The organism is Ancylobacter sp. TS-1 (assembly GCF_009223885.1).
GTDB lineage: Bacteria > Pseudomonadota > Alphaproteobacteria > Rhizobiales > Xanthobacteraceae > Ancylobacter.
This window is the reverse complement of sequence record NZ_CP045144.1, coordinates 894919-913553: the sequence shown is the minus strand read 5'-3', so window position 1 is coordinate 913553 and position 18635 is coordinate 894919. Positions and strand designations below refer to the sequence as shown.

Here is an 18635-nt window from a genome sequence, read left to right as displayed (position 1 = left end):
GCGTGCGCCGGCCGGCCGGCGATGCCACCCGCGTCGTGGTGATCGTGCCGAATCTGACACGCCGCGGAGCGGGGGACGAGGCGGTCCACCGCTCGCCCGAGGCGCGTCTGGATGAGGCGGTCGGCCTCGTGCTGGCCATCGACCTGAAGGTCGTCGGCCAGCTTCTGGTCGGTCTCAGCCAGGTAAAGCCTGCCACCTATCTCGGCAGCGGCAAGGTCGAGGAGATCGCCGGCCTCGTGAAGGCGGAGGAGGCGGGGCTGGTCTTCGTCGACGCGCCGCTCAGTCCGGTGCAGCAGCGAAACCTCGAAAAAGCGTTTGACGCCAAGGTTATAGATCGAACGGCTCTCATTCTGGAAATCTTCGGTCAGCGCGCACGGACCAAGGAAGGTGTGCTTCAGGTTGAACTCGCTCACCTGAATTATCAGCGCAGCCGGCTGGTGCGGTCCTGGACCCATCTGGAGCGCCAGCGCGGCGGCTTCGGCTTCCTCGGCGGCCCCGGCGAGACACAGATCGAGGCCGACCGGCGGCTGATCGGCGAGCGCATCGTCAAGATCGAGCGCGAGCTGGAGCAGGTAAAGCGTACCCGCGCTTTGCACCGCGCCAGCCGCAAGAAGGTGCCTTATCCCGTCGTCGCGCTGGTCGGTTACACCAATGCCGGCAAGTCGACGCTGTTCAACCGGCTGACCCGGGCGCAGGTGATGGCGCAGGATCTGCTCTTCGCCACGCTCGACCCGACGCTGCGCGCCGTGCAGCTTCCCGGCGGCGAGCGGGTGATCCTGTCCGACACGGTGGGCTTCATCTCCGACCTGCCGACCCAGCTCGTCGCGGCCTTCCGGGCGACGCTGGAGGAGGTGATCGAGGCCGACCTGATCCTGCATGTGCGCGACATGTCGCACGAGGACGCGGAGGCGCAGGCGCTCGATGTCGAGCAGGTGCTGGGCGATCTCGATATCGACCCGGACGACGATCATCGCCTGATCGAGGTGTGGAACAAGATCGACCGGCTCGACGACGAGGGCAAGGCGCGCCTGTTCAACACGGCCGCCCGACGCGAGGGCGACGCCCGGCCGATCCCGGTGTCGGCGCTGACGGGCGAGGGGATGGACGTGTTGCTGGAGGCGATCGCGCGGCGCATCGCGTCCGGCCGCATCACGCTTCAGGTGAAGCTCCCGCCGGAGGACGGCGAGGGCCTCGGCTGGCTCTATCGCCATGGCGAGGTTCTGGGGCGCGACGTCTCGGAGGACGGCGTGCAGCGCATCGCGTTCCGCATCGCGCCGGAAAGGCGCGGCCTCGTGGTCCGGCGCTTCGGCGCCGGGCGGGTGACGCAGGGCGGCAATCACTGATGAACAGCCGGCCGCGCGGCCCCTGATGTCCGTTCTGAAGCACAAGAAGCTCCTCCTGCTGTCGGACATTCCTCCCTGCACCAACTACACGGGTGGTCTGGTGGTGGCGCAGCAGTGCCGTTTCCTGCCGCCCGAGCGCCTGTGCGCCTTCGTCGTGCTGAACCCGCTCCTGACCGCTCACCCCGCCCCCGATCTCGCCGGGCTCGAGACGCTGACCGTCGAGAAGCCCCGCGAAGCGGGCACCTATCTCTACGGATCGCTGCCCATCGGGACGGCGGGCGCCGCCATCGTCGCCGCGCATATGCGCCGGACGCGCGGCGCGGAAATCCTGCGCATGGCGGAACGCTTCGCGCGCGAACAGGGCGTGGACGCGATCTGGGCCATTCTGGAAGGGCAGGTGGTCACCGGCCTCGCGGCGCCGCTGGCGCAGCGGCTCGGCGTGCCGCTCTACACCCAGGTGTGGGATCCGCTGTCCTGGTGGCTCGATGCCCACAAGGTGGATCCGGTGAGCCGCTTCATCGCCCATCGCTCCTTCGACGCCGCGATGTCGAAGAGCCGGGCCTGCGCCGCCGCCTCGTGGAACATGGCGGAGGAATACCTTGCCCGCTACGGCGTGCGCAGCGTGCCGGTGATCGCCGGGCACGACATGGCGTTGGCGCAGGCGCCGGTGCCGCGCCTGCATGGCGAGGACCTCGTCATCGGCTTCGCCGGGCAGCTCTATGCGACCGATGCGTGGGAAAGCCTGATCGCCGCCTTGCACAGGGCAGGGTGGCGGATCGGCGGCCGGAACATCCGGCTCACGGCGATCGGGCAGCATTATCCCCCGGACGACCTGCCGGCCGACCGGCTGGACTATCCGGGCTGGCTGCCGCAGGCCGACACGATACGCAGGCTCGCCGAGCAGTGCGACGTGCTCTACTGCCCCTATTCCTTCGAGAAACCGCGTGAGGACGTCGCCCGGCTGAGCTTCCCCTCGAAGCTGACAAGCTATTTCGCCGCCGGGCGCCCGGTGCTGGTGCACGCGCCAGAGTTTTCATCGCCCGCGCGCTATGCCCGCGAGCACGGGGCCGGCCATGTGTGCGGCAGTCTCGACCCCGACCGGGTGATCGCCTCGCTCCACACGATCGCGGCCGACGGCGCGCTTTTCGAGCGGCTCGCCCGCAATGGGCAGACGGCGCTGCGGCGGGATTTCACGCTGGAGCGGATGCGGGAATCGTTCCTCGACGTGCTCAACACCTGACGCCCGCGTCAGGCCTCGCGCGCCGTCTTCGCTGCCTGCCAGAGCTCTTCCATCTCGTCGAGGCTCGCCTGCGCCGGCGCGCGGCCTTGTTCGGCCAGCCGGTCCTCGATATAGGCGAAGCGGCGGACGAACTTCTCGTTGGTGCCCCGCAGCGCTGCCTCGGGGTCGACGCCGAGATGGCGCGCCAGATTGGCCATGGCGAACAGCAGATCGCCCACCTCGCCGGCAGCGGCCTCGCGATCGTCGGCGGCGATCTCGGCCTCCACCTCGTCGATCTCCTCGCGGATCTTGTCCAGCACCGGGCGCACCTCCGGCCAGTCGAAGCCGACCTTGGCCGCTTTGTTCTGCAGCTTCACGGCGCGGGTGAGGGCGGGGGCGCCGACCGGCACGCCGTCCAGCGTGCGGCCCTGCTCCGGTTCCGGTGGCAGGCCGCGCCGGGCGCGGCGCTCGGCACGCTCGGCCTTCTCCTCGGCCTTGATGGCGTCCCAGGCGGCGTTCACCGCCGTAACGTCACGCCCGCGCGCGTCGCCGAAGACGTGGGGATGCCGGCGGATCATCTTGGTGGTGACGGCGAGCACGACGTCGCCGAAATCGAAGGCGCCTTGCTCGGGCGTCATCTCCTGCGCCATGCGGGCGTGGAAGACGACCTGAAGCAGCAGGTCGCCCAGCTCGTCGCGCAGATCGTCGAGATCGCCCCGCGCGATGGCGTCCGCGACCTCATAGGCTTCCTCGACGGTGTAGGGCGCTATGGACGCGAAGTCCTGCTCCAGATCCCACGGGCAGCCCGTGCCCGGCGTGCGCAGGGCGGCCATGATCTCGAGCAGGCGGGAGATGTCGCGGGAGGCCCTCATTTTCATATTCCAATGATTCGCAGAAGACATATTATGGAAAACATAGATATTCGTCCGGTCACGAGAATGCATGAGCATGCCGGCGCAACATATTGTCAGAGCGTGAATTTTAGGCCGTCAAAGGCGGCCGTGACGCCCGCCGGCAGTTCGCGCTCCAGCGTGCGGTAGTCCAGGTCGGTGTGCAGGTTCGTCAGCACAGCGCGGCGCGGCTTCAGCCGCTCGATCCAGGCCAGCGCCTCGCTGAGCGAGAAATGCGTCGGGTGCGGCGTGATGCGCAGCGCGTCGACGATCCACACGTCGAGCCCTTCGAGGTACGGCAGGCTTTCCTCCGGCAGGTCGTGCAGGTCGCTGGAGTAAGCGAGGCCGCCGATGCGGAAGCCATAGGAGATGATGCTGCCGTGGTACTGCCGGAACGCCAGCGCCTCGATCGACCCGGCCGGCCCGTCGACGCGGACGGTGTCGCCGGCATGGAAGCGATGCTCGGTGAGAATTGGCGGGTAGTCGCTGCCGGGCGGCGTCTCGAAGCAGTAGCCGAAGCGCTGGTGCAGCATGGCCGAGGTCTCGGCGTCGACATGCACGTCGATGCGCCGACGATGCATGATGGTCAGCGGGCGCAGGTCGTCGATGCCGTGGGTGTGGTCGGCATGCTCATGGGTGTAGATCACGCCGTCGAGCCGGTCGACGCCGGCGCCGATGAGCTGTTCGCGCAGGTCCGGTGAGGTGTCGATCAGCGCCCGCGTCGGCTGTTCGACGCCCGGCTCGAACCGCTCGACCAGCATGGAGCAGCGCCGGCGGCGGTTGCGGGGCTCGTTCGGGTCGCAGGCGCCCCACCCCTGCCCGACGCGCGGCACTCCGCCGGAGGAGCCGCAGCCGAGGATGGTGAAGGTGGTCGCCATGGCGGGAAGCGGAGCCTTCAGGAAGTGCGGGAGAACAGGCGGAAGAAATTCGCGGTCGTCAGCGCGGCGATCTCGTCGGGCGAAACGCCGCGCGTCTGGCCCAGTATACGGGCGGTCTCGACCACATAGGAAGGCTCGTTGCGCTTGCCGCGCCACGGATTGGGCGCGAGATAGGGCGCGTCCGTCTCCACCAGCAGCCGGTCGGCGGGCAGTTCGCGGGCGATGTCGCGCAGCGGCGCACCGGACTTGAAGGTCAGGATTCCCGAGAACGACACATAGCCGCCCAGCGCGACGGCGCGGCGGGCGAGGTCGGGCCCAGCGGTGAAGCAGTGCAGAACGAAGCCGAAGGCGCCCTTCCCGCTCTCCTCCTCCAGTATCGCCGCCACGTCGTCGTCGGCGTCGCGTGCGTGGATGACGAGCGGCAGCCCGGTGCGCCGCGCCGCCTCAATGTGCAGGCGGAATCCGGCGTGCTGCGCCTCGCGCGGGGCGGTGTCGTAATGATAGTCGAGCCCGGCTTCGCCAATGGCGACGACCTTCGGGTGATCTGCTTCCGCCAGCAGCTCGTCGAGCGTCACGTCGGCTTCCTCACCCGCATTGTGCGGATGGGTGCCGACCGAGCAGAACACGTCGTCGAAACGCTCGGCGATCGCCCTCACCTGCCCGGCGCGCCGCACGCGGGTGCCAATGGTGACGAGCCGGCCGACGCCGGCCGCACGGGCCCTCGCGACCACGTCGTCCAACTCGGCGGCGAAGTCCGGGAAGTCGAGATGGCAGTGGCTGTCGACGATCATGCCGGTGCTGACGCCTCGGGCTCGACATAGCGCGGGAACACCGCGACCGGCGCGGGCAGCGTGGTGCCGCCCTCGAGCCGGCCGGCCGCGCCGAGGCGGGCGAAGCTACGCGCGTCGGCGTCGAGCGCCAGCAGGTCGAGCAGCTTGGCCGCGCTGACCGGGATGAAAGGCTGGGCGAGGATCGCCACCTGCCGGATCACTTCGGCCGTCGTCCACAGCACGGTGCCGAAGCGCTCGGGATCGGTCTTGCGCAGTTCCCACGGCGCACTCGCGGCGAAATAGCGGTTGGCGTCGGCCACCACCGACCAGATGGCGGCGAGCGCCTGATGGATCTGCTGGATGTCCATCGCCTCGCGCACCTTCGCGCCCATAGCGTCGGCACTGGCGAGGATCGCCGCGTCGTCGTCCGAGAGCGGGCCGGGTGCGGGCAGCGTGCCACTGAGGTTCTTGGCGATCATCGAGAGCGAGCGCTGGGCGAGGTTGCCGAGGTCGTTGGCGAGGTCCGCATTGGTGCGCGCGACGATGGCGTCATGGCTGTAGGAGCCGTCCTGGCCGAACGGGATCTCGCGCAGCAGGAAGTAGCGCAGCGCGTCGACGCCATAGGCTTTGGCGAGGTCGAACGGGTCGATGACGTTGCCGACCGACTTCGACATCTTCTCCCCGCGATTATGGATGAAGCCATGCGCGAAGACGGTCTTCGGCGGCTCCAGCCCGGCGGAGAGCAGGAAGGCCGGCCAGTAAACCGCGTGGAAGCGGATGATGTCCTTGCCGATGATGTGCAGGTCCGCCGGCCAGAAGCGCTTGAACGAGGCGCTGCCGGTGTCGGGATAGCCCACGCCGGTGATGTAGTTGGTGAGCGCGTCGACCCACACATACATCACATGCGCCGGGTCGTCCGGCACCGGGATGCCCCAGGTGAAGGTGGTGCGGCTGATCGAGAGATCCTGCAGCCCGCCCTTCACGAAGCTCGTCACCTCGTTGCGGCGCACCTCGGGGCGGATGAAGTCCGGGTGGGCGTCGTAATAGTCGAGCAGCGTCTGCTGATAGGCCGAGAGGCGGAAGAAGTAGCTCTTCTCCTCGGTCCACTCGACTGGCGTGCCCTGCGGGCCGAGGCGCACGCCGTCGGGGTTCACGGTGGTCTCGTTCTCGGCGTAATAAGCCTCGTCGCGCACCGAGTACCAGCCGGAATAGGCGCCGAGATAGATGTCGCCGCTCTCGACCATCTTCCGCCAGATCGCCTGCGAGGAGACGACGTGATCTTCGTCCGTGGTGCGGATGAAGCGGTCGTAATCGACGCCGAGAAGCGCATCCATCTCCTTGAAGCGCGTGGCGTTCTTCGTCGCCCAGTCGATCGGCGCGAGTCCCTGCTTCTCCGCCGTCTGCGCCATCTTCAGCCCGTGCTCGTCGGTGCCGGTGAGGAAGAACACGTCGTAGCCGTCGAGCTTCTTGAAGCGGGCGAGGGCGTCGGAGGCGATCTTCTCATAGGCGTGGCCGATATGGGGCGAGCCGTTGGGGTAGTCGATGGCCGTCGTGATGTAGAAGGCGGGTTTCAAGGTCGTTACCTGCGGAACGGCCGGACCCCCGCGCGGTCAGGGGCGCACGGCCTCGTTGAGCGACGCGAAGATCCTGAAAACGAGGGTCTTGCGATCGAGATTATAGACATCGGCGTCGACCGCGGCGCGGCGAACCTTGTCCCACACCTCCGGCAGGCGCGCAAGGCGCACCCCGGCCGACTGGCGCCGCCCGGTGGCGTGGTCGCTGAGCCATTCCTCCACCGTGCCGACGAAGCTGTCGAGCGCCCCTCCCCGGTCGCCCTGAAGCTTTTCCCCGAGCGCATGCAAGGCTTTGGCGTCAACCTGCGGCAGCGCGTCGAGCAGCACGGCCGTCGCGTTGCGCACCGCGAGCCCGTCGCCGGCGAGAAGCGTCAGTGCCTCGCGCACGCTGCCGCCGGACGCCTGCGCCGCCTCCTCGAAACGGGTGCGGTCCAGCTCGGGCATGGCGTCGGCGAGGCCCTCCAGAGCCTCGACCACCTGCTCGCTCGCGAGCGGGCGCAGCAGCACGCTGCGGCAGCGCGAACGGATGGTCGGCAGCAACCTGCCCGGTGCGTGGCTGACCAGCAGGAACAGCGAGCGGGCCGGCGGCTCCTCCAGCGTCTTGAGCAGCGCGTTGGCACCCTGCGCGTTCATCTCGTCCAGAGTATCGACGATGCACACGCGCCAGCCGCCAAGGGCCGCGGTCGAGCCGAAGAAGCTGCGCACACGGCGCACCGTCTCGGCCGGGATCATCGCCGGCAGCTTGCCGCTGTCGTTCGGCGTGCGGCGCAGCACCAGCAGGTCGGGATGGGACAGCGCCGTGATCTGGCGCGCCGCCGGGTGATCGGGATCGACCGCGATGGAGCGGGCGGGCGCAGCGCCGCCAGCGAGCACGAAGCGGGCGATGGCGTAGGCCAGCGTTGCCTTGCCGATGCCCTCGGTGCCTCCGATCAGCAGCGCATGCGGCAGGCGGCCGGCGTCCCACGCCGTGCGCACCATGGCCTGCGCCTCCTCATGGCCGATGAGCTGCCGGGTCGCGCGCGGTGTGGGCGCGGTGCCGAAGCGGTCGCCTTCGGGCAGGCTCTCGCTCATGTCGGGCCGATCCCGGCCGGGGCCGGCGGCTGAAGGCGGTCGGCGACGGCACGCCACACTTCTTCCGCCACCGTGTCGATGTCGGCGCGGGCGTCGATCAGCACGCAACGCTCCGGCTCGCGGGCGGCGAGGTTGCGGAAGGCGTCGCGCAGGCTGCGATGGAAGCTCAGGCTCTCGCTTTCGAAGCGGTCGGCACCGGCGCCCGAGCGCGCGGCGGCGCGGGTCAGCCCCTCCTCCGCCGGGAGGTCGAGCACCAGGGTCAGGTCGGGCCGCGTCTCGCCGACGGTGACGGCTTCCAGCTCGGCGATCAGGCGTGGGTCCACATTGCCGAGCACGCCCTGATAGACGCGGGTCGAGTCGGCGAAGCGGTCGCAGATGACCCAGCTGCCGCGCTCCAGCGCCGGCCGAATGGTGGCGTCGAGGTGGTCGGCACGGGCAGCGGCGAACAGCGCGGCCTCGGCGAGCGGGCCGAGCGGCTTGGCGGCGCCGGAAAGGATGAGGTGGCGTACGATCTCGGCGCCGGTCGAGCCGCCCGGCTCGCGCGTTGCGACAGCGTCGATGCCGAGGGCGCCGAGGCGCTCGCGCAGGCGGCGCACCTGCGTCGATTTTCCCGCGCCCTCGCCACCCTCGAAGGTGATGAAACGGCCGGGCGCCGCAGGTGCTGGCTCCCGCACGACGGGCGGGTGAACCTGAGCGATCCGGCCCCGTGACCTCGCGGCGTTCATGCTCAGCCTGTCAGCTTGGCGTAGCCCTGGCGCAGCAGGCTCACCACAAGCTCATAGGCGCCGTCCATGGCGCGGCGCCACAGCGGGCCCTCCGGCACGGAGTCCGCCGCGACCAGCGGCACTTCGAGTGCGATCTGGTCGCCCCGATAGACGAACAGGCGGGCGAGTTCGGCGCCCTTCTCCACCGGGGCGGGGATCGGGCCTTCGAAGCGGATGCGGGCGACGAGCTTGTCGTCGCCATTGCGCGAGATCAGCACGCGGATCGGGTTCGGGCTGGTCAGCGGCGCGCCGCCGCGCTCGCCGCCATACAGCGTGGCCTCGCCGATGATCTGGCCGGGCTCGAACAGAAGGCGGGATTCGAAGGAGCGGAAGCCCCATTCGAGCAGCTTGCGCGCGTCCTCCGCCCTCTCCTTCTCGCTCTTCGAGCCCATGATGACGACAATCAGCCGCTGCCCGTTCTGGATCGCCGAGCCGACGAGGTTGAAGCCGCCTTCCTTCTGGTAGCCGGTGACGAAGCCGTCGGCACCCAGGCTCATGCCGAGCAGCGGGTTGCGGTTGCTCTGGCGGATCTTGTTCCAGAGGAAGTCCGGCTCGCTGTAGATGCGGTACAGCTCGGGATAGGCGCCGATGATGTGCATGGCGGTCTTGGCCATGTCGCGCGGCGTCGACTTTTGGTCGGGATCGGCAAGGCCGCTGGCATTGACGAAGGTCGAGCCGGTGAGGCCGAGCCGCTTGGCCTCGGCGTTCATCTTCACCGTGAAGGCGAGTTCATTGCCGGAAATGCCTTCCGCCAGCACGATTGCCGCGTCATTGCCCGAGGGAATGATCGCGCCGCGCAGCAGGTCGGAAACCTTGATGTGGGTGTTGACCCCGGCGAACATGGTGGCACCGCCGGAAGGCGCGCCGCCGCGCCGCCAGGCATATTCGCTGACCTTGAATTCCTGGTCCTGCGACAGGCGGCCTTCGGCGATCTCCCGGAAGACGACCGCCATGGTCATCAGCTTGGCGATGCTGGCCGGCGGGCTGGACGTATCGGCGGCGCGCTCGAACAGCACGGAGCCGCTCTCGAAGTCCATCAATATGGCCTGAGGCGCGGCGATGTCGGGCTGGGTCTGCGCGCCGAGCGGGCCGGCGGCGGGGATGAGAGCGGCAAACGCCAGGCCGGCCGCCAGCAGCACGCCGCGCAGCCGCCGATACGGCACTGCCGCAACGTCGCAATTCCGGTCCGGGCGAATGATGCGCAACATGCTCGACAACCCCTCCCCCGTCAGAGGGCAGAGTTAGCAGCCGCTGCCGATCGCGGCAATGCGCCCGTCGTCGCGGAGGCGGCGCCGGGCGTTCATATCCGCCATGATGAGGACGTCGGCAACGCTCAGTAGAGGCCGCGACCCGCGTCGAGCGAGCCTTCGGCGCCGGTCGAGGCATAGCCCATGACCGGCTGTGCGCCGACCGTCCAGCCGGTGGGGGCGCCGCCCTTGGGGGCGGGAGCCGGAGCGGCGATACGTGCCGGCGCTTGCAGGCTGGCGACCTGAACCGGCTTGGTCGGCGCGGTGCGGGCCACCGGGGCGACGGCGACCGGCTGGCGCGGCGCAGGTGCTGCTGCGGCAATGGCGGCCGGGCGCGGCTTGGTGGCGACGCGGACCGGGGCGACGATCGCTTCGGGCGCCTGCGCCACCTGCTCGCCCGGCTCGTCGCCGAGATCGTAGGGCCGGCTCGGCGGCAGCGGGGCGGCGGCCATCGTGCCGCGAACCGGACCGGCGGACGCCACCATGACGGCGGGCATCTCGGCCGGCTTGCCGTTCTGGCGCAGCGTGGAGGCGAGCTGGATGTCGTCGGAGCCTTCCAGCGGCGCGCGGCCGACATATTCCACCCGCACGCGGGCGGTGCCCCGGTGCTTGAAGCCGAGAAGGTCGGCGGCACGCTGGGAGACGTCGATCACGCGGTTGCCGTGATAGGGCCCGCGATCATTGACGCGCACGACCATGGAGCGGCCGTTGTCCACATTGGTCACGCGCACATAGGACGGCATCGGCAGCGTCGGATGAGCCGCAGCGATGGAGTGCATGTCGAAGACTTCGCCATTGGCGGTGAGGCGGCCGTGGAAGTCGTCGCCATACCAAGAGGCGAGACCCTCGGTGCGATAGTTCTTCGGCTCGGTCGGAACATAGGTCTTGCCGGCGACCACATAGGGCTTGCCGACGCGATAGGTGCCGCCGCCCTTGGGAACAGGCTGTCCGGCCTCGACGACACGCGGGCTGGCCGCGACGCCGTAGCGGGGATCGATCTTGCTGGAGAGTTTCGAGGTGCCGTTGCAGTTCGCGACGACAAGGCCGATGCTGCACAGCAGGACGACACGCCCGAGCCGGCTGGCAAGGCCCACCGCGCCGATCTCCGCGACCCGCGCAAGACCCTCACGCGCAAGAGCTGGATTCGTCCCCATGCACCCCGACCACTTCGTGAGCGCCCTGCCCTTGCCATGCCTCGAAAGCACGAATCGGAAAGAGCGCACTTCACCCAAGATCGTCGGAAACATACCGCCGATCCCACTACATGTCGTCAAAGAGGCTGTCCGAGTGAGGCGAAAATGCGGCGCATCTCTCGGCATGGTGAACGAAGCGTAAGTGACGGTGGGGAAAAGGCAATCGGGTACGCACCCGCTTTGGCCGGCGGCAAATGGCCGCGAAATCGCCGCGAGGCGCGAATGAGGCGCCGGGAAGCGCGCGCTTCCCGGCGCCCGAGGGCGATGCTCAGGCCGCGTTGTAGAGCCGGCGCTCGAACAGCGGGCTGCCCTTCAGGCCATACAGCGCCTTGGCGGCGGCCAGAACGGCGAGATCGACCAGCGGCTCGACCAGGATGACGAGCATGTAGGCGGCGCCGAAGGAGAGGATCGAGGCGGCGTTCTCGGCGGTGAAACCGTGGCCGTAGAAGGCCCAGAAGGCCACCCACACGACGATGCCCGCCTGATAGGTGGTGGAGAGCGCGAGCGCCTGACGGTACTTGAGCTGCACATAGGGCGTGTCGGGGGCGATGACCCGGTGCGCCAGCGCGGTGAGCGCGAAGAGCGGCACGAGCAGCGTGGTGACGTTCATGCCGTATTGCGGCAGGTCGAAGGGCGCGAAGAAGATGCCCTGGATGGCGAGGCCGGCCGCCAGGCCGATGGCGGCGGGCGCCACGCCGAAGATGAGGAACAGCGTCGAGCCGAGGATGAGATGCACCTCGGAAACGCCGACCGGATGATGCGGCAGCATTTCGAAGAACGCGAAGACGAGCACCGTCGTCGCGATGCTGCGGGCGACCAGCGAGACGATGCCGCGCTCGCGCACGGCGTCGGCCGCCAGCTTGAGCGCGTAGCCGCCGGCACCTGCCGCCGTCACATAGCTCAGCCAGATCTTTCCTTCGGCCACGAGGCCGGGTTCGATATGCATGTCGTGCTCCTTTGCCGTCTCACCCGACGGCGTGCGGTTGGGCCTGTGCACATGGCCGGTCTCCTGACTCGCGGGTCACGGCAAGCCTTCCGCCTTCCCGGCACCGTCCTCGCGGACCGGCGCCAGTGGCGTCGTGGAAGGCCGCTCTCCGCTTACAGTCGCGGGGGCGGTCGGGGCTTCGGGCGATGGACCTTGCGGCCGTCGCGCCCTTCCCCGTTCCCGTTTCACCCGGACAGTGGTCTGCCCGGGCACCATGTTGCGCGGCTACCACGCCCGCTCGGGCGGGGCGTGTCAAGCGAGCTGCCATACTTATCCGCCTCGCGCGTCTCGGCGGCGCCGGAGACGGCGCTTCCGTTGACGGGCGGCCGGCCTCTCCGGCAATTCCCGAAGCCCCCGGGACCGTTCCGGCAGGGCGCCCCGCACATGACCGGACGTGATCTGCTTGCCAAACGCGCCGAGTTTCGAAAAAAGGGCGCTCAGGCATCGGGAAGGGTGGCCGAGTGGTTTAAGGCAGCGGTCTTGAAAACCGCCGTGGGTGCAAGCCCACCGTGGGTTCGAATCCCACCCCTTCCGCCATAACGCGTTATTAGTGCAGCGTTATGAGTCTACGACGGTTAGACCCTGGCGACCCGCTCGGAGAGATGTTACCCGAAGGATCGGATGAGACCGTGGGGACTAGGCGGGATTAGGCGGGAACGGCCGGGAAATGCCGACACCGTAAGGGTTTGAGCGGGCGCTACTGGGAAACTCTGCACGAAGGATCGGATGAGACCGAAAACGCCCGCCGAGGCGCCGCGAAGGATCGAATGAGATCAGCATCGATGCTATCGAAGGCGCGCCGCGCCGCTAGGGCCGGTCGACCGTCACCCACAATCCTTGCTCAGGCAGCACACGCGCCTCGAAGCGCGTGTCGTGGAGGAACTCTTCGACAGGAGCCCCTGACTGACCGGCGCGAGCCAGCGACCTAACCACAATGCCGCGCTCTGTCTTGTTGGCCTTGGGGGCGTAGATCATCATCAGAACACCCAGTCCCGTGATGTATTCCAGGGCGCCAGAGGTCTTATCGGATATCGCGGCGGCGTCCAGAAATAGATTAACGCGCCGCACCGACGTTGAGCCCGCTTCCGATGATGCGAGAATAACAAGCCCATCCCCGCTGCTGAAGGCGCAGACAAGTTTTCCTTCGTCCCGGCACTTCGATTTAGCGACCCGGAGCTTCAGGCCGGCGGATGACGCGACCTTGTTGAATTGTGCGCCAAACTCGGCAGGCGTGCCGCCAAGATCTCCCGCAAGTGCTGGGGCAGCGAAAATCCAGACCGCAATAGCGCACAAGAACCTCTGCGATGCGGAGATGCGACGGTTAACCATTACCGTATCCAATCCAAAAAAACGGCTGAAGCCATGCGGCCGACCGTGCAACCATTTGGGGTGCCGTGGCAAGCAGAAGTACTTTTACGATACGGAGGCCGAGCGTTTGCCGGAGCCGGGTTTGGCCTCCTTCAGCAGGCGCCGGAGACGATTTCCGGCCAGAAGCACCTGGGCTTCGTAATCGTCCGCATCCTCGGCATCGCGCAGGATTTCCGCATAATTCTCGATAGATAGGCGCCCAAGGTCAGCCGGCGAGATGGCTGCGCCCATGTCCTTGTAAGTGCGGGCGATCATGTCCGTGACGCGCGCCATGAGATCTCGATCGATCCGCATTCCCGGCTTACCGGGATGATCGGTGCGCATGCCGCCCTTGCCCGTAAATATCCAATCCAGACTAAAGCCGAGATCGACCAGTTTCATGAGGGTGGCCCAGCTCGGCGTCCCCCCTCCCTCTTCGTAGGTTCGCCAGGCATTTACGCCAATTCCTAGGTGTTTCGACATTGCCGTAGCGTTCGGAATGTTGAGCGCCTTTCTGATATCAGCGAATCGCGATCCGAAATCGGTGTTGCCGACCTCACTCGTCATCCCTGTGCTCCATCGGGTCTGACCGAGTGCCGGCATAGGTCTGACCTCGTCAAATTGTTAGAAATGCATTTAAATATCAATCGGTTAACCTGACATTCGATGCGTCGTGCAGCCGGCGCAGGGCTGACGCTGAAATTAGATTTGCAAATCACCAATAATGGTGACATCTTCCCTCCGAACCGAAGCAAATCACCCCCTAAAAAGCCCGGCCGGTCAGGACCGGGCTTCCAAGGCCCTCCATGCGTAAACGAAGCTCGCGCGACTGGCATCCCGAGGACATCAAGGCCGCCGTCCGGAAGACCCGGTATGGCAGCCTTGTCGCCCTATCTCTTGCCTACGGCCTGCCTGTGCATGCGTGCCGTCACGCCTGCCGCACGCCCAACTTCCACGGGGAGATGGCCATCGCCGAGGCTCTCGGCCTTTCCCCCCGGCAGATCTGGCCGAGCCGCTACGAGAGCCGCCGGCCGCGCGTCATCCGTTCACCCGTTCAATCTATCTCCCGCCCTGACGGAGGTCATTGTGAAAATGACGCTGCCGCGTAGCCCCGCCGCCGGCAAAAGCCGCCGCGCGACTGTCAGATCCCGTGACGCCGCGATCATCAACGCGCTCGTCGTCGCCACCCTCGTCATCGGCATCGCGCGCATGGTCGCGCTGGCCGGCCAGTGGTGAGCGCCGTGATGAACAAGACGCCGCGCCACCACGAATGTTGGGTTGTCGACGCCGCCCCGCTCGACGCCCTGTCCAATGGCCACCGGCCGTGGATTGCCATCATCATTGACGCGGGTTCCCGCACCCCGCGCGGCCACTCCACCCGCAGTTCGCAAGATACTGCCGTTCGCTCAGCACTTTCCCTCGCCTTCGACCTTTGGGGGGCGCCGGCCCGCCTTCGCGCCGACGCCGGCTGCAATTTGCCCGAGGATCTGCTGACCGACTTCGGCGTGACGGTTGAGCGCCTGTCCACCCAACGGACGGAGACCGCAACACCCGCTGAGCGCGCCCTGCGCAAGGTGGCGCCATGATGTACGTCATCGGCCGCCCCGAGCCCGACCACCGCTCCGGCTGCATCTATTGGAGCGGCGCCGTCACCATCGATCCCGACGCGGTCGCCGGGGCCACCATGCTGATCGGCGAGGCCGTCAACCGCCACAGCGTGCTGGTGCTGACCGACGCGGACATCGCGCGCGGACTGGCGCTCTGGCTCAACACCTCACCGGCGCTCAAGCGTCCCGCTCTCGCCCCGCTGTGGCGCGCGATGCCGATCCCGGCCGAGTTCGGGAGCGCGGCATGATCGGTGTGCTTCTCCTAGACGGCGCGTTCGTCGGCGCTGTCTCTCGCGTCACGATACTGCGCGGAGGCGTCGTCATTGACGTGCCTTCATTTGCTTCCGCGCGAGTTGAGCCGTCATCCCATCTCGTATGCGACGCAAACGACGGGTGCCCATCCGAAACGTCAGTTTCGTTCCGGTCTCTGACGCTATCTGAAACACATAAGCATCAGAATCTACCTGCTCTACTAGGTGCTCGGACACGTCCACTACGTGTTCCTCGCCCGAGCCGAAAGCTGCGTGATGGCCAGACTGGGGGCACTCGATGAGAGCGCCCGTCAGTTCGTCGGCAAACTCAGGCTTCAGCAGCACGCCGAACTCCCCGCCCTCGTGCTTGAGCACCACCAAGACGGTCCCGTCATCCTGGGGAACGACCGGACCGACTTCTGTCGCCATGATGGCGTTGATCGTGCGCTCTTCTTCCTCTGCCATTTCCTCTTCCCCCGACTCGGTTTTCGCACCTCTGAGCATCGGGGAAGCGCGCCACCTGCGCCAGTGGTGGGGCGGCGGGGCTACCCGCAACCTCCCTGAGCCAAACTGCCGGGCGGGCGTGTCTCGCGTCGCCCGCCCGGCGCCTCTTTCCGTGCCCCCCAGGGGGGGGGGTAGCGCGATGACGAAGCGTCCCGTCTGGTCCTGGAAGGATGTGCGCGCGACCGCTCCGGCGACGCGCCGTGTCGTCGTGAACCTCGATATCGAGACGTTCGATCGCCTTGCCGAGATGGCCGAGGTATCGGGCCTCGGCTGCGCCGAGTGTGCCGCCTCGATCCTGCGAGAAGTGGCCGCCGACGATGCCGTGGCGCACGGGAGGGGTCGCTGAGAATGGCCCGCCGCCCCATCCACGACCCCGCGCAGGCGAATTTCTTCGACCTGCCGCAGCCTCCGGCGAGCCTCGCCGGCTTCGGCCTGCGCCTGCGCGAGGCGTTGGTGGAGACGCTGGCCGTGGCGAGGGAGGCGAAGGGGCTCGATCGCTTCGCCGTTGCCGCCGAAATGAGCCGGCTGGATCCCGACCGCGAGATCAGTAAGGCCATGCTCGATCGCTATTGCGCGCCTAGCGCCGAGGAGTGGCGGTTTCCGCTGGAATCCCTGCCGGCCCTGATCCGCGTCACCGACGACGCTCGCCTGCTCACCGTCGTGGCAGAGGCCTGCGACCATCGCGTGGTGCCCAGCGAGGCGGCGGCACTGGGCGAACTCATGATGCTGGAGCTGAAGGAAAAGCGCATCCGCGAACGCAAAGAGGCCCTCAAACGCTCATTGCCGCAGGGTGCACTGGCGTGGGCTGAGCGCGAAGCCGCGAGGCGCGGCCGATGACCGAGGTCTGGAAGACGGCAGCGGGATGGGCAGCGGAGAATTTGCCGGGGCTGCCGGGTAGCGAAAGTGGCCTTATCCGGCGAGCGAAGACCGATAAGTGGCCGCTTCGTTCGCGCGACGCTTCCGGCGGTGGGCGAGAGTACCCACTCTCGGCGCTGCCAGAGCCGGCTCGCACCGAATTCGCCCGACGCCGGATTGCGGCTGTCAACTTGCCGCACTCGTTGGCCGCCGCTGCCGCCGCCGAGCCGGAAGCGCAGCACCTTTCGTCGACTGCCGCCGAGCAGCGGGATGCGCGGTTGGCTCTGCTCGCCGCGCTCGACCGCTTCACCGCCGACAGCGGGCTTTCGGGCCGTGAGGCGGACGCCCGGTTCTGTGCAGCATATGAGGCTTCCGAGATCAACGTGGCCCCGTGGGTGCGTGCTGCGGTGAAGTCAATCTCCCGCGCTACTCTGTGCCGGTGGCGGGCTGTCCGTAAGGCCGGTGAGACGCACCGGCTTGCGGTCGACAAGGGCGCCGCGCGGCGCAATCGCGGCGTGCTCGACGTCGCCAATGGCGGCGAGGTGCGCAACACCATCCTCGCCGCGATGGCGAAGAACCCGTATCTGTCGGCCGACCACATCCGCGTGGTCATCATCGACCGCTTCGGCGCGCGCCTCGACATGGGCGACGCGTTGGCGCCGGTTCCGTCCGTCCGCACCTTTCAAATGGCGTTGAAGGGTTGGCGAGAGACCTATTCCGCCGAGCTTCTCGCGCTCACCGACCCCGACGCGTTCAAGAACAAGCTGCGGGTTTCCGGCCGGTCGGCCCATCTCGTCAGCCGCTGCAACGAACTCTGGACCATCGACGCCTCGCCGGCCGACGTGCTGACGAAGGACGGTCGCCACAGCGTCTATGTCGCCGTCGACGTGTTCTCGCGTCGGATCATCATCCTCGTCACCAAGACGCCCCTCGCCGCCGCCGTGGGCCTGCTCATGCGTCGCGCCATCCTCGAATGGGGCGTGCCGGAGCGGGTGAAGACCGACAACGGTTCCGACTTCGTCGCGAAATACACCCAGCGGGTGATGGCCAGCCTCGGCATCGAGGTGGAGCTCTCCGCGCCCTTCTCGCCCTGGCAGAAGGGCACGGTGGAACGTGCCATCGGCACCATGCAGCGCGATCTCATGCGCACGCTGCCGGGCTTCGTCGGACACTCTGTCGCCGACCGCAAGGCCATCGAGGGCCGCAAGGCGTTCGCCCAGCGGCTCGGCGCCGACGTCGACAAGGCGTTCTCGGTCGACCTGACGCCGGCGGAATTGCAGGACTATTGCGACCGCTGGGCCTCCGGCCGTTACGCCAACCGCCCGCATGACGGACTTTCCGGCGCCACGCCGTTTCAGGTGGCCAGCGCCGACCGGACGCCGATCCGCCGCGTCGATATCCGCGCCCTCGACATGCTGCTCGCGCCGATCGCCGGCCGGGATGGCCTGCGCGTGGTGGGGAAGGAAGGCGTCGCCATCGACCGCACGCTCTACATCGCTGCCGGCGTCATGCCGGGCACCGAGGTGCTGGTGCGCATGGACCCGGCCGATATGGGCCGCGCCTATCTGTTCGACCGCGCCGGAGAGACCTTCCTCGCCGAAGCCATCGCCCCCGAGCTCGCCGGCGTCGATCCGGCCGAGGCGGTGAAGCGGGCGCAGGCGGCGCAGAAGGCGTTCATGGCCGAGCGCACGGCCGAGCTTCGCAAGGTGAAATTCAAGCCGCGCGACTTCGCGGACGCGGCAATGCGGCACGGCGAGGCACAGGCGGCAACGCTGATCGCCTTCCCGAAGCGCGACGAGGCCCACACCACGCCCGCCCTTGGAGCCGCGCTGGACGCCGCGACGCCCGCCGCACCGCAACCCGTCGCCCCCTCGGTGCTCGACATGCAGCGCCAGCTGCTCGCCGAGGAGAACGTCGCCCCGTTGCGCCGCGCCGAAACCTCGCATGACCGCTGGAAGCGCGCGGAAGCCATCGCGCGGCGGATCAAGGCCGGACAGCAGGTCAATCCCGAGGACGCGCTCTGGCTCGGCGGCTACCGCGCCGGGCCGGAATATCGCGGGTTCGCTGCCACCTGGGGCGACCCGCTGGAAGAAGAAAACCCGGCCGAAGCCGGGCTTTGAAGTCGAATTGAAGGAGA

Annotated in this window: 21 protein-coding genes, 1 tRNA gene, 1 pseudogene and 1 riboswitch; of the genes and pseudogenes, 11 read left to right on the top strand and 12 right to left on the bottom strand. The window is 68.0% G+C overall.

Features of this window, described 5'->3' with window-relative positions:
* Positions 1-2 precede the first annotated feature (2 nt).
* Together hflX and GBB76_RS04500 are read left to right on the top strand one after the other, a co-directional pair.
* Complete coding sequence (hflX, locus tag GBB76_RS04505) at positions 3-1343, top strand: GTPase HflX (RefSeq protein WP_152302184.1); 1341 nt, start codon at positions 3-5, stop codon at positions 1341-1343.
* 25 nt (positions 1344-1368) lie between these two features.
* Positions 1369-2583: a glycosyl transferase gene (locus tag GBB76_RS04500; protein ID WP_152302183.1), complete on the top strand. Its 1215-nt coding sequence runs from the start codon at positions 1369-1371 to the stop codon at positions 2581-2583.
* 8 nt (positions 2584-2591) lie between these two features.
* Here GBB76_RS04500 and mazG read toward each other — a convergent pair whose 3' ends face one another.
* The 9 genes from mazG to GBB76_RS04455 all read right to left on the bottom strand — a co-directional run bounded on the left by mazG (position 2592) and on the right by GBB76_RS04455 (position 11895).
* Positions 2592-3434, bottom strand: coding sequence for a nucleoside triphosphate pyrophosphohydrolase (gene mazG / locus GBB76_RS04495; protein ID WP_152302182.1), 843 nt, complete (start codon positions 3432-3434; stop codon positions 2592-2594).
* 95 nt (positions 3435-3529) lie between these two features.
* Entirely contained in the window at positions 3530-4330 is an 801-nt protein-coding gene (locus tag GBB76_RS04490; RefSeq protein ID WP_152302181.1) for an MBL fold metallo-hydrolase, read from the bottom strand.
* Between the two features lie 17 nt (positions 4331-4347).
* A complete protein-coding gene (locus tag GBB76_RS04485; protein WP_152302180.1) occupies positions 4348-5121 on the bottom strand; it encodes a TatD family hydrolase in 774 nt (257 codons plus the stop codon).
* Positions 5118-6674: a methionine--tRNA ligase gene (gene metG / locus GBB76_RS04480; protein ID WP_152302179.1), complete on the bottom strand. Its 1557-nt coding sequence runs from the start codon at positions 6672-6674 to the stop codon at positions 5118-5120. The genes GBB76_RS04485 and metG overlap by 4 nt, the downstream gene beginning before the upstream one ends.
* A 36-nt stretch (positions 6675-6710) precedes the next feature.
* Complete coding sequence (locus GBB76_RS04475) at positions 6711-7745, bottom strand: DNA polymerase III subunit delta' (protein ID WP_152302178.1); 1035 nt, start codon at positions 7743-7745, stop codon at positions 6711-6713.
* Positions 7742-8419 (bottom strand): dTMP kinase, encoded by a 678-nt coding sequence (gene tmk, locus GBB76_RS04470; RefSeq protein WP_246669039.1) that lies wholly within the window; start codon positions 8417-8419, stop codon positions 7742-7744. Before tmk ends, GBB76_RS04475 begins: the two co-directional genes overlap by 4 nt.
* 53 nt (positions 8420-8472) lie before the next feature.
* Positions 8473-9717 (bottom strand): D-alanyl-D-alanine carboxypeptidase family protein, encoded by a 1245-nt coding sequence (locus tag GBB76_RS04465; RefSeq protein ID WP_152302176.1) that lies wholly within the window; start codon positions 9715-9717, stop codon positions 8473-8475.
* A gap of 125 nt (positions 9718-9842) precedes the next feature.
* Entirely contained in the window at positions 9843-10910 is a 1068-nt protein-coding gene (locus tag GBB76_RS04460; RefSeq protein ID WP_152302175.1) for a septal ring lytic transglycosylase RlpA family protein, read from the bottom strand.
* A 307-nt stretch (positions 10911-11217) separates the two neighbouring features.
* On the bottom strand, positions 11218-11895 hold the full coding sequence (locus GBB76_RS04455) for an energy-coupling factor ABC transporter permease (RefSeq protein WP_152302174.1): 678 nt from the start codon (positions 11893-11895) through the stop codon (positions 11218-11220).
* 35 nt (positions 11896-11930) lie between these two features.
* Positions 11931-12166, bottom strand: a riboswitch (cobalamin riboswitch).
* 215 nt (positions 12167-12381) lie between these two features.
* Here GBB76_RS04455 and GBB76_RS04450 point away from each other — a divergent pair.
* A tRNA-Ser gene (locus GBB76_RS04450) sits at positions 12382-12471 on the top strand.
* A 270-nt stretch (positions 12472-12741) separates the two neighbouring features.
* On the opposite strand, the gene GBB76_RS04445 is transcribed toward GBB76_RS04450, so the two are convergent.
* The gene (locus tag GBB76_RS04445) at positions 12742-13263 is read right to left on the bottom strand and encodes a hypothetical protein (protein ID WP_152302173.1); all 522 of its coding nucleotides are present in this window, start codon (positions 13261-13263) and stop codon (positions 12742-12744) included.
* A gap of 84 nt (positions 13264-13347) precedes the next feature.
* A complete protein-coding gene (locus GBB76_RS04440; protein WP_152302172.1) occupies positions 13348-13848 on the bottom strand; it encodes a helix-turn-helix domain-containing protein in 501 nt (166 codons plus the stop codon).
* A gap of 239 nt (positions 13849-14087) precedes the next feature.
* On the opposite strand from GBB76_RS04440, the gene GBB76_RS19015 reads away from it, so the two are divergent.
* The 4 genes from GBB76_RS19015 to GBB76_RS04425 are packed head-to-tail and all read left to right on the top strand — an operon-like array spanning position 14088 to position 15136.
* Positions 14088-14390 (top strand): helix-turn-helix transcriptional regulator, encoded by a 303-nt coding sequence (locus GBB76_RS19015; protein ID WP_152302171.1) that lies wholly within the window; start codon positions 14088-14090, stop codon positions 14388-14390.
* Entirely contained in the window at positions 14374-14517 is a 144-nt protein-coding gene (locus GBB76_RS18620; protein WP_162375477.1) for a hypothetical protein, read from the top strand. Before GBB76_RS19015 ends, GBB76_RS18620 begins: the two co-directional genes overlap by 17 nt.
* An 8-nt stretch (positions 14518-14525) precedes the next feature.
* The gene (locus GBB76_RS04430) at positions 14526-14867 is read left to right on the top strand and encodes a DDE-type integrase/transposase/recombinase (protein ID WP_152302170.1); all 342 of its coding nucleotides are present in this window, start codon (positions 14526-14528) and stop codon (positions 14865-14867) included.
* Positions 14864-15136 carry a hypothetical protein gene (locus GBB76_RS04425; RefSeq protein WP_152302169.1) on the top strand — a complete coding sequence of 91 codons (273 nt, stop codon included), beginning with the start codon at positions 14864-14866 and terminating at the stop codon, positions 15134-15136. The genes GBB76_RS04430 and GBB76_RS04425 overlap by 4 nt, the downstream gene beginning before the upstream one ends.
* Before the next feature lie 72 nt (positions 15137-15208).
* Here the strand turns inward: GBB76_RS04425 and GBB76_RS04420 are convergent, their stop codons facing one another.
* Positions 15209-15604, bottom strand: coding sequence for a hypothetical protein (locus GBB76_RS04420; RefSeq protein ID WP_152302168.1), 396 nt, complete (start codon positions 15602-15604; stop codon positions 15209-15211).
* Positions 15605-15782: 178 nt separating this feature from the next.
* On the opposite strand from GBB76_RS04420, the gene GBB76_RS04415 reads away from it, so the two are divergent.
* From GBB76_RS04415 to GBB76_RS04405, 4 genes and pseudogenes are all read left to right on the top strand, one after another.
* A complete protein-coding gene (locus GBB76_RS04415) occupies positions 15783-15989 on the top strand; it encodes a hypothetical protein (RefSeq protein WP_152302167.1) in 207 nt (68 codons plus the stop codon).
* Between the two features lie 2 nt (positions 15990-15991).
* Entirely contained in the window at positions 15992-16480 is a 489-nt protein-coding gene (locus GBB76_RS04410; RefSeq protein ID WP_152302166.1) for a hypothetical protein, read from the top strand.
* Positions 16477-16776 (top strand): annotated as a pseudogene (locus GBB76_RS19010) (DNA-binding protein); the annotation flags it as partial. The gene GBB76_RS04410 and the pseudogene GBB76_RS19010, both read left to right, overlap by 4 nt.
* Positions 16777-18618 (top strand): DDE-type integrase/transposase/recombinase, encoded by a 1842-nt coding sequence (locus GBB76_RS04405; protein ID WP_246669038.1) that lies wholly within the window; start codon positions 16777-16779, stop codon positions 18616-18618. It begins immediately after the preceding pseudogene.
* Positions 18619-18635 lie beyond the last annotated feature (17 nt).